Here is an 8,810-nt window from a genome sequence, read left to right on the forward strand (position 1 = left end):
CGATGTGACCTACGCGACCGTAATACGGGGTTGACGGGTGGTGAGATAGACCACCCGGTCAGGTTTTGGTAAAGCCGGAATAAAGAGAGGGGCGATGCGCCGCCGCGCACCGCCCCTCGGATACTTCTCGCCGCGCTCGGTCAGACGGAGACGCCGTGCTGACGCAGGTACGCGACCGGGTCGACGTCCGAGCCGTAGCCCGGGCCGGTGCGGACCTCGAAGTGCAGGTGCGGGCCGGTGGAGTTGCCGGTGGAGCCGGAGAGGCCGATCTGCTGGCCGCCGGTGACGGTCTGCCCGACGGAGACGTTCAGCGAGGACTGGTGGGCGTACTGGGAGTACATGCCGTCCTCGTGCTGGATGACGACCTCGTTGCCGTACGAGCCGCTGTTGCCGGCCGAGACCACGGTGCCCGGCCCGATGGCGAGGACGGGGGTGCCGGAGGCGGCCTGGAAGTCCGAGCCGGTGTGGTAGCCGCTGGACCAGCTGGCGCCGGAAGCGCGGTACTGGGTGGTGACGTTGGCGCTGGCGAGCGGGGCCGACCAGCCGGAGCCGGTGGCCTCGGAGGAGCCGGTCTGCGCGGAGCTGCCGGAGCCCTCGGAGTCGTCGGCGGAGATGGTGTCCGGCTTCGGGTCCGCCTTCGGAGCGACCTTCGGGGCCGGAGCGGCCTTCTTCGGGGCGGCCTCGGGAGCGGCGGACTTCGCGGCGGACTTCTCGGCCGGGGCGGAGCCCTTGGCGCCGAGGGTCAGCTTCATGCCCGGGTGGATCAGGCTGGGGTTCTCGCCGACGGTGGAGCGGTTGTCCTGGTAGAGCTTCTCCCACCCGCCCTTGAGCTTCTGCTCGGCGGCGATCTTCGACAGATAGTCGCCGGCGACGACGGCGTACGTCTTCGGGGCGGCCTTCGACGCGGCGGGGGCGGCCGACGGGGCGGTGTGCGCGGCGGCGACCGAGGCGGCGGCGGACTTCGCGGCCGGAGCGGCCTGGTCCGCGGCGTTCGCCACGGTGGCGCCGATGAGCGGGAGGGCGAGTGCGGCGCCGCCGGTCCCTGCGGCGATGACGCCGCGGGAGATCGGGCCGGACTTCGGACGACGGTGCTTACCCTGTGCGGGCATGGGGAAGTTCCTCTCCGGCGCCTGCGAGGTGAGCTGTCGGGTTCGGGCTGGAGATGCCCGGTCGCGTTGCGGCGACTTCACCCCGAGCCGGTCCGGATCGCTCCGGATCGGCGGCTTACCTGGTTCCCCCGCTCCTGCCACGCGTGAGTGGGTGGGTGCGAATTCCGGGCGGCGGCAGGATTAGGCGGTCCGTCCGGATTGCGGCGACCGTAAACCGGTCAGGACGAGCGGAACAAGCCATCGGTTGCGTACCGGAATCATCGATTCAATATCGTTCCGGATTTCCCGTCACACTCCGTGGATTACGGATCTTGAATTTCCGTGCGGGCAACGGGAATGCCCCGAGGCGCGCTCACCACGGTCCGTCACGGATATGATCCCGCTCACCTCCGGAATCCCATCTCCCCCATTAGCGGGGCATGTTCTGCGAAATACACCAATACGGACACGCCGTCGGCGTCGCCCCTGACGCCGGGTCAGCCCGGCCCACGCGGCGCCCCGCCCCGCGTGCGTGACCGAGATGATTTTCCGTCGAATCGATGTCGTATCGTCACGGGAGCGCCCTCGCCGGCGAGCCGCGCCGACGCCAGAGATCCCAGGAGCCACCGTGACGCAGCAGGTGCCGCAGGTCCCGCCGACAGAGACCGCGCTGACCGGAGTCCGCAATTTCCGCGACGTGGGCGGGCTTCCCACCACGGACGGGCGGCGCACCGCGTTCGGCCGGCTCTATCGCAGCGGCCACCTGGCGCACGCCACCGCCGAGGACGCGGCCTTCCTCGGCGGGCTCGGGCTGCACACGATCTTCGACTTCCGCCACTCGGCCGACCACCGGCTCGACGGGTACGACATCGAGCTGGCCGGTGTCCGCAATGTCAGCATTCCGCTCTCGGACCCGGCCGACGGCGCGGAGTTCTGGCGACTGGTGAGCGACGGGAACATCGAGCAGCTGCGCTCGGTCCTGGCGAACGGCAAGGGCGCCGAACGCATGATCCGGATGTACCGCGCGACGATCGAGGACCGCACCGCCGAGCACAGCCGGGTGCTGCACTCCCTGGCCGAGGACAGCGTCCCGGCCCTGATGCACTGCGCGGCGGGCAAGGACCGGGCCGGTCTCTCGATCGCGGTCGCGCTGCTGGCGGTCGGCGTCGAGCCGGAGGCGATCGAGGAGGACTACCTCAAGTCCAACGATCTCCACCGCCGCTACAACGTGAAGCGCTCCGACGCGTCCGAGACCGGTATGTCGCCCGAGGTGATGGAGCTGCTGGACCCGCTCTTCGGGGCGCGGCCCGCCTACCTCGCGGCGGCCTTCACGGCCATCGAGGAGAACTGGGGAACGACGGACCGCTACCTGGCCGAGGGGCTGAAGGTCTCCTCCGCGACCCGGGAGCGGCTGCGCGAGCGCCTGCTCGACCAGGGCTGACCCGGCCGGCGGCGATCCCCCGGAGGCGGGCCGTCACTTGCTCCCGGCCACCACGAAGAGCAGGTAGAGGAAGCCCGCGATGATGTGGCCCGCCACCAGATAGGCGAAGAGACGGATCACCACGCCGCGCGGCATCCGCTTCTCCTGCGGGTCCTCGTTCGCGCGACGTCCGGGGCCCAGCGGGTCGTAGTGTTCGGAATCGGACATGACGGTCCTCTCTGTCGGCCTCGCGGCCGGTGGAGCGAAGGAGGGAGCCGGCCGGGACCGGCCGGTCAGCGCGCGTGGAGGGCGTTGCCGAGGCAGAGATCGGCGGCGGGGCTCTGCAGCAGGGTGTGGACGAAGAGCAGCTCCGCGCCGCCGCGGTCGACGGCCGCGATCCGGTGCGGGGTGAGCGAGTCGAAGTGGGCGCTGTCGCCGGGTTCGAGGTCGTGCACGGTGTCGCCGAGCCCGACCCGCAGCCGCCCTTCCATGACGTACAGCCATTCCTCGCCGGGGTGGACCCGGACCAGGTCGCCCTGGGCCCCGTACGGAACGCGCACCCGCAGCGCCTGCATCGCGCGGCCGGACCCGCCGGCCTGGCGGTACATCCAGCCGTCCGCCTCCGCCCCCTCGAAGCCGCCGCCGCGGACGATCGCGTCGCGTTCGGGCGGCTGCTCGCCGAGCAGCTCGGAGACCGTCGTACCGTAGATACGGGCCAGCCCCAGCAGCATCGGCAGCGAGGGCTGCCGACGGCCGGTCTCCAGCCGGGAGAGATGGGCCGGGGAGAGCCCGGCCCGCCGGGCGGCGGTCTCCAGGGTGAGACCACGGCCCCGGCGCAGGTCACGCAGTCGGGGTGCGACGCCGGGGAGCTCGTCCGGCGCCCCTTCGTCCGGAGGGTTCATGCCTCCATTGGGCCAGGATCTTTCCTCCGGGGCAAATAACTTGCCCCGGAGGCAAAGCGGCTTCCGTCAGCGGTTGGCCACGGCCTGCTTGACCAGCGTCCGGCCGAAGTCCCACATCAGTCCGCCGCCGCTGTGCGCGTCGTCCATGACGGAGGTGAACGCCGCCACGAAGCGGTCCACCTCCGCGTCCCCGATGACCAGCGGCGGAATCAGCTTGATCACTTCCAGGTGGTCGCCGGAGACCTGGGTGAGGATCCGGTGCTTCTGGAGCAGCGGCACCACGACCATCTGCGCGAAGAGCCCCTTGCGGGCCGCCTGGAGCATGGTCCAGCGACTGCGGAGCTTCAGCGACGACGGCCGGCCGAACTCGATGCCGATCATCAGCCCGCGCCCGCGGACCTCGTGCAGCAGCTCGTAGCGGTCCACCAGGGCCGCCAGCCGCTCGCGCAGCAGGTCGCCGGTGCGCCGGGCGTTCGCGACGGTCTCCTCGTCCTCCATCACCGTCAGGACGGCGAGGCCGGCCGCCATCGCCTGGGCGTTGGAGCCGAAGCTCGCGGAGTGGACGAGGACCCGGTCCATCGAGGAGTAGACCTTGCGGAAGATCCATTCCTTGCCGAGGGTCGCCCCGACGGGCACATAGCCGCCGGAGAGCGCCTTGGCCACGCAGACCAGATCGGGCTCCACCCCCTCCTCGTGCTGGTAGGCGTAGAAGTCCCCGGTCCGGCCGAGGCCCGTCTGCACCTCGTCGGCGATCAGGAGCGCCTTGTGCCGGTGCAGCAGCTCCTGCGCCTGGCGCAGATGGCCGGGCGGCGCGGCGTGCACGCCCTTGCCCTGGATCGGCTCGACGACCAGGGCCGCGACATCGCCCCGCTTCAGCTCGCGGCGCAGCGCGTCCAGGTCGCCGAGCGCGATGGCCGTGTCCGGCAGCAGCGGGGCGAAGCCGTCGCGGAAGCCGCTCTCCCCGTTGACCGACAAGGATCCCGTGGTGAGCCCGTGGAAGGCGTGGTCGTAGTAGAGGATCCGGGGCTTCCCGGTGGCGTAACGGGCGAACTTCAGCGCCGTCTCGACCGCTTCCGTGCCGCTGTTCCCGAAGAACACGCGGTCCAGGTGCGGGCTGTGGGTCAGCAGCTTCTCGGCGAGCAGTCCGGGCAGCGGCTGGCAGTCGAAGCGGGTGAGGTCGGCGAGCTGGGCGTCCAGGACGTCGTGCAGGGCCTGTCGGACGACGGGGTGGTGGCGGCCGAGACCCATGACGCCGAACCCGGCGAGCATGTCGAGGTAGTCGTTGCCCTCCGCGTCCCAGAAGTACGCACCCTCGGCCCGCTCGTAGACCTTGTCGAAGCCGATGGTGTGCAGCATGCGCGGCAGCTGGTGGTTGAGGTGGCGCGCGTGCAGCTCGTACCGTTCGGCCCCGCGCTCGGCGAGGAGCCGCGCCAGGTCGAAGCCCTGGGATCCGCCGTCCGTCATCGCCCGCTCTTCTCCTTCGGGTGTGCTGCGCCGTGCGGCCGGCCGCCGCGGGAGACCCGTGGCGGCCGGCCGTAGCTCGTCGGTCACCGGCTACCGGTTGCCGCTGATGGTCTCCCGGGCCGCGCGCAGGGATTCCTTGAGGGACCCCATGGTGGCGAGGACCGCCGTGGGCTCGTAGCCGCAGTGCGCCATGCAGTTGGCGCAGCGCGGGTCCTTGCCGCGGCCGTACTTCTCCCAGTCGGTCTCCTCGATGAGCTGACGGTACGTCGGTACGTAGCCGTCGCTCATCAGGTAGCAGGGGCGCTGCCAGCCGAAGAGCGAGTAGTTCGGGATCGCCCACGCGGTGCACGGGAAGTCCGCCTTGCCCTCCAGGAAGTCCAGGAAGAGCGGCGAGTGGTTGAGCCGCCAGCGGGCCCGGTTGCCGCCCGCGAAGGCCTTCTTGAACAGCTCGCGGGTCTGGTCGACGCCCAGGAAGTGCTCCTGGTCGGGCGCCTTCTCGTAGGCGTAGGCGGGCGAGATCATCATCTCGTCGACGTGGAGGTCGTCGTTGAGGTAGTTGAGGACCTCGATGATGGTCTGCGGGGTGTCGGTGTTGAAGAAGGTGGAGTTGGTGGTGACGCGGAAGCCGCGCTTCTTGGCCTCCTTCATCGCGGCGACGGCCTCGTCGAAGACGCCTTCCTTGGCGACCGACTCGTCGTGCCGCTCGCGCAGTCCGTCGATGTGCACGGCGAAGGCGAAGTACGGGGACGGGGTGAACTTGTCGAGCTTCTTCCGCATCAGCATCGCGTTGGTGCAGAGGAAGACGTATTTCTTCTTCGCGACGAGCTGACGCACGATCTCGTCGATCTGCGGGTGCATCAGGGGTTCGCCACCGGCGATGGACACCATGGGGGCACCGGATTCGAGCACCGCTCCGACCGCCTGGGCGACCGGCATGCGCTGCTTCAGGACACCGGCCGGGTGCTGGATCTTCCCGCAGCCCTCACAGGCGAGGTTGCAGGCGAACAACGGCTCCAGCTCGACGATCAGCGGGAACTTCTCACGCTTGCGGAGCTTCTGTTCGAAGAGATACGTCGCAACCTTGATGGACTGACGAAGCGGCATGGCCATCTGGCTCACCTCCTGGGGAGCTGTAAAGATCGGTGCCATTCGTAGAAAGCCGGAAGGACGGCACGAAGAACGCGGAAGGCTGATATTCCACCGCGGACCGTGCCGATGCGGACGAGCTCATGCTCTGGAGCGTCCACGACCACCCGGACGGCCGCAACCGGGCGTGGTCCGTGACACAGGGCGGTACGCAGTGTCGCGGCGGACTCCATGTCCACCGCGATGGCCCCTCCCGCTCGCAGCGCGGCCCGCTCGGAGCCCCGTACGACGTGGTCGGAGCCGGTCAGCGGGCCGGTGTGGACGGTGCGGCCCGGGACGGTCCTGGCGAGCGCGGCGACCAGGACGCCGGTGCCCGTGCAGGGGGTGGTGCCGTCCGCGTCCCGGGTCTCCTCGGCGACGACCAGATCCCCGGGGTGCATCCCCGGGGCGAGGCCGGCGCAGAAGCCGGAGGCGATCACGGCGGCGTCGGGAATGCCGCCGGGGCCCAGGAGGCGCGCGACAGCCGCCTCCGCCGCCCGGGGGCCCATCCCGGTGCGCAGCACCCGGACCGGGCCCGGGACGCCCCTGCCGCTGCGCAGGGCCACCTGCTCGATGCCGAGGGCGCAGGCGACCAGCAGCGGCGACACGGGGCTTCCGGGCCCCCTCGGATCGCCCATCAGGCCCCCTCGGCGGCGTCCGCGCGGTCGGCGAACGGGTCACCGTACACATAACGCCCGAGTGCGGTGAGAGGGAAGACCTGGCGGTAGAGGTGGTAGTTGATGGAGAAGTCCCAGGGGAAGCCGGTGCCGGTGAAATACGGCTCGTCCCAGGAGCCGTCGGCCTGCTGCGCCTCGGTCAGCCAGGTGATGCCACGGGCGACCGAGCGGGTGTCGCGGCGGCCCGCGGCGAGGAGCGCCAGCAGGGCCCAGGCGGTCTGGGAGGCCGTGGACTCACCGTGCCCGATCCACTTCTCCTCCTGGTAGGAGCGCAGGTCCTCGCCCCAGCCGCCGTCGTCGTTCTGGACGGATTCCAGCCAGGCGACGGCCCGGCGGATCGCGGGGTGTCCGGCGGGCAGTCCGGCGACGATCAGGGCGGGCACCACGGATCCGGTGCCGTACACGTAGTTGACGCCCCAGCGGCCGAACCAGGCGCCGCACGCCTCCTGTTCGGCGAGCAGCCACTCGATGCCCTCGCGGGTACGGGGGTGGTTCGCGAGACCCTCGACGGCGAGCATCTCCACCACATGGCCGGTGACGTCGGCGGACGGCGGGTCGATGACCTCGCCGAAGTCGCAGAACGGCAGCCGGTTGGGGAAGGGGCTGGTGTTGTCGGCGTCGAACGCGCCCCAGGCCCCGTTGCGGGACTGCATCCCGAGGTTCCAGCGGACCCCGCGGTCGATGGCCGCCTGCATCCGGGCGGGGTCGGGATGGCGCACCCGGCGCAGCGCCAGGACGACTTCGGCGGTGTCGTCGATGTCCGGGTAGTTGTCGTTGTGGAACTCGAACGCCCAGCCTCCGGGAGCCAGTTCAGGTTTTCGCACCGACCAGTCACCGGGTCTGGTGATCTCCTCGGCCAGCATCCAGTCGGCGGCCTTCACCAGGGCGGGGTGGTCGGGTCTGAGTCCGGCGTCGGCCAGCGCGATGGTGGCCAGGCAGGTGTCCCAGACGGGCGACTGGCAGGCCTCGACCATACGGGCGCCGTCCTCGCGCCGGACGGCGAACCGGTCGAGCGAGGCCAGGCCGGCCTTCATCACCGGGTGGTCGAGGTCGTAGCCGAGCAGATGCAGCGCGATGATGGAGTAGACGGCGGGCGGCTGGATCCCGCCCCAGCAGCCGTCGTTCTCCTGGCGCTCGATGATCCACCGGGCGGCCAGATTCATCGCGACGCGGCGCAGCGGGCGCGGGGCGACCTTGTGGTAGAGGTGCAGCCCTTTGTCGAGGCGCTGGAAGAGTCCGTCCCAACTGGCGGGCGGAGCAAGCTTCCTGGCCGGGTTGGGGTGCTCGGGGTCGGTGTGCAGCTCGTCCAGGGCGAAGGGCGCCGGGCGCACCGGGCGTTTCGCGGAGACGACGGTGAGCGGCACGATGGTCTGCCGGGCCCAGCAGCCGAAGTCGTAGATGTTGAGCGGGACCCACTTGGGGAAGAACATCAGCTCGGGCGGCAGTTCGGGGAGGTCGTCCCATTTCCACCAGCCGAACAGGGCCAGCCAGATACGGGTGAAGACCCGGGCGGCCGCGATGCCGCCCTGCTCCCTGATCCAGCCGGAGGCGCGGGCCATGTGCGGTTCGTCGGGGCGGTCCCCGGCCAGTCGCAGGGCGACGTACGCCTCGATCGTGGCGGAGAGGTCGCCGGGTCCGCCGTAGAAGGTGTTCCAGGTGCCGTCGCCGAGCTGTTCGCCGCGGATGAAGAGGGCGGCCGCCCGGGTCGTCTCGGGGTCCTGGATGGAGAGGAACTGACGCAGGAGCAGGTCCTCGGCGTCCATCGTGACGTTGGTGGCGAGGTCGCCCTTCCACCAGCCCTGCTCGTCCTGTCTGCCGAGGAGGTGCTCCACCGAGCGTTCCGCGGCCCGTCGCGCGGCGACGGTGACGTCGTCCGCGGCGGTTGTCGTGTCGGCCGGATCGTCGGCCGGGGCCCCGGAGAGGTTCGTGGCCCCGGTCGATCCGTCGGTCGTCGCTGTCATGAGCTTCCCCTTCGTGCAGTCGGTTCTCTGCTGTGCTGGGGTCTCCGTCGGGGGGGGGCCCGGGGGGGGGGGCCCCCCCCCCGGGGGCGGGCCATTGGGGAGCGTTTGAAGCAATTTTGTAACCCACCCAAAGCCGCCGGGGAGTGGGGGTGAGGCCCCCCCCCGGGGGGCTC

Annotated in this window: 8 protein-coding genes and 1 riboswitch; of the genes, 1 reads left to right on the forward strand and 7 read right to left on the reverse strand. The window is 70.7% G+C overall.

What is annotated here, in order from left to right; all coding sequences use genetic code 11:
- Window positions 1–140: 140 nt before the first annotated feature.
- Window positions 141–1,109 carry a peptidoglycan DD-metalloendopeptidase family protein gene (locus tag ACIQPT_RS34480; protein ID WP_401161856.1) on the reverse strand — a complete coding sequence of 323 codons (969 nt, stop codon included), beginning with the start codon at window positions 1,107–1,109 and terminating at the stop codon, window positions 141–143.
- Between the two features lie 3 nt (window positions 1,110–1,112).
- Window positions 1,113–1,273: riboswitch (cyclic di-AMP (ydaO/yuaA leader) on the reverse strand.
- Window positions 1,274–1,716: 443 nt separating this feature from the next.
- Between ACIQPT_RS34480 and ACIQPT_RS34485 the strand changes: the two genes are divergently transcribed.
- The gene (locus tag ACIQPT_RS34485; protein WP_401161858.1) at window positions 1,717–2,529 is read left to right on the forward strand and encodes a tyrosine-protein phosphatase; all 813 of its coding nucleotides are present in this window, start codon (window positions 1,717–1,719) and stop codon (window positions 2,527–2,529) included.
- Window positions 2,530–2,562: 33 nt separating this feature from the next.
- Here the strand turns inward: ACIQPT_RS34485 and ACIQPT_RS34490 are convergent, their stop codons facing one another.
- From ACIQPT_RS34490 to shc, 6 genes are all read right to left on the reverse strand, one after another.
- The gene (locus tag ACIQPT_RS34490; RefSeq protein WP_401161860.1) at window positions 2,563–2,736 is read right to left on the reverse strand and encodes a DUF6126 family protein; all 174 of its coding nucleotides are present in this window, start codon (window positions 2,734–2,736) and stop codon (window positions 2,563–2,565) included.
- A 65-nt stretch (window positions 2,737–2,801) separates the two neighbouring features.
- A complete protein-coding gene (locus ACIQPT_RS34495) occupies window positions 2,802–3,410 on the reverse strand; it encodes a helix-turn-helix domain-containing protein (RefSeq protein ID WP_401161862.1) in 609 nt (202 codons plus the stop codon).
- Window positions 3,411–3,476: 66 nt separating this feature from the next.
- Entirely contained in the window at window positions 3,477–4,874 is a 1,398-nt protein-coding gene (locus ACIQPT_RS34500; RefSeq protein WP_401161863.1) for an aspartate aminotransferase family protein, read from the reverse strand.
- A 90-nt stretch (window positions 4,875–4,964) separates the two neighbouring features.
- On the reverse strand, window positions 4,965–5,984 hold the full coding sequence (hpnH, locus tag ACIQPT_RS34505; protein ID WP_401161865.1) for an adenosyl-hopene transferase HpnH: 1,020 nt from the start codon (window positions 5,982–5,984) through the stop codon (window positions 4,965–4,967).
- 5 nt (window positions 5,985–5,989) lie between these two features.
- Window positions 5,990–6,637, reverse strand: coding sequence for a 1-hydroxy-2-methyl-2-butenyl 4-diphosphate reductase (locus tag ACIQPT_RS34510; RefSeq protein WP_401161867.1), 648 nt, complete (start codon window positions 6,635–6,637; stop codon window positions 5,990–5,992).
- On the reverse strand, window positions 6,637–8,637 hold the full coding sequence (gene shc / locus ACIQPT_RS34515) for a squalene--hopene cyclase (RefSeq protein WP_401161868.1): 2,001 nt from the start codon (window positions 8,635–8,637) through the stop codon (window positions 6,637–6,639). Before shc ends, ACIQPT_RS34510 begins: the two co-directional genes overlap by 1 nt.
- Window positions 8,638–8,810: the final 173 nt, after the last annotated feature.

Source organism: Streptomyces sp. NPDC091289, from assembly GCF_044757365.1.
In the GTDB taxonomy this organism is placed as follows: domain Bacteria; phylum Actinomycetota; class Actinomycetes; order Streptomycetales; family Streptomycetaceae; genus Streptomyces.

Bases quoted from the DNA above. Each gene is read 5' to 3' on its own strand.
- ACIQPT_RS34495 (WP_401161862.1), bottom strand. From the start codon at position 3,410: ATGAACCCTCCGGACGAAGGGGCGCCGGACGAGCTCCCCGGCGTCGCA.
- ACIQPT_RS34490 (WP_401161860.1), bottom strand. From the start codon at position 2,736: ATGTCCGATTCCGAACACTACGACCCGCTGGGCCCCGGACGTCGCGCG.
- hpnH (WP_401161865.1), bottom strand. From the start codon at position 5,984: ATGGCCATGCCGCTTCGTCAGTCCATCAAGGTTGCGACGTATCTCTTC.
- ACIQPT_RS34510 (WP_401161867.1), bottom strand. From the start codon at position 6,637: ATGGGCGATCCGAGGGGGCCCGGAAGCCCCGTGTCGCCGCTGCTGGTC.
- shc (WP_401161868.1), bottom strand. From the start codon at position 8,637: ATGACAGCGACGACCGACGGATCGACCGGGGCCACGAACCTCTCCGGG.
- ACIQPT_RS34500 (WP_401161863.1), bottom strand. From the start codon at position 4,874: ATGACGGACGGCGGATCCCAGGGCTTCGACCTGGCGCGGCTCCTCGCC.
- ACIQPT_RS34480 (WP_401161856.1), bottom strand. From the start codon at position 1,109: ATGCCCGCACAGGGTAAGCACCGTCGTCCGAAGTCCGGCCCGATCTCC.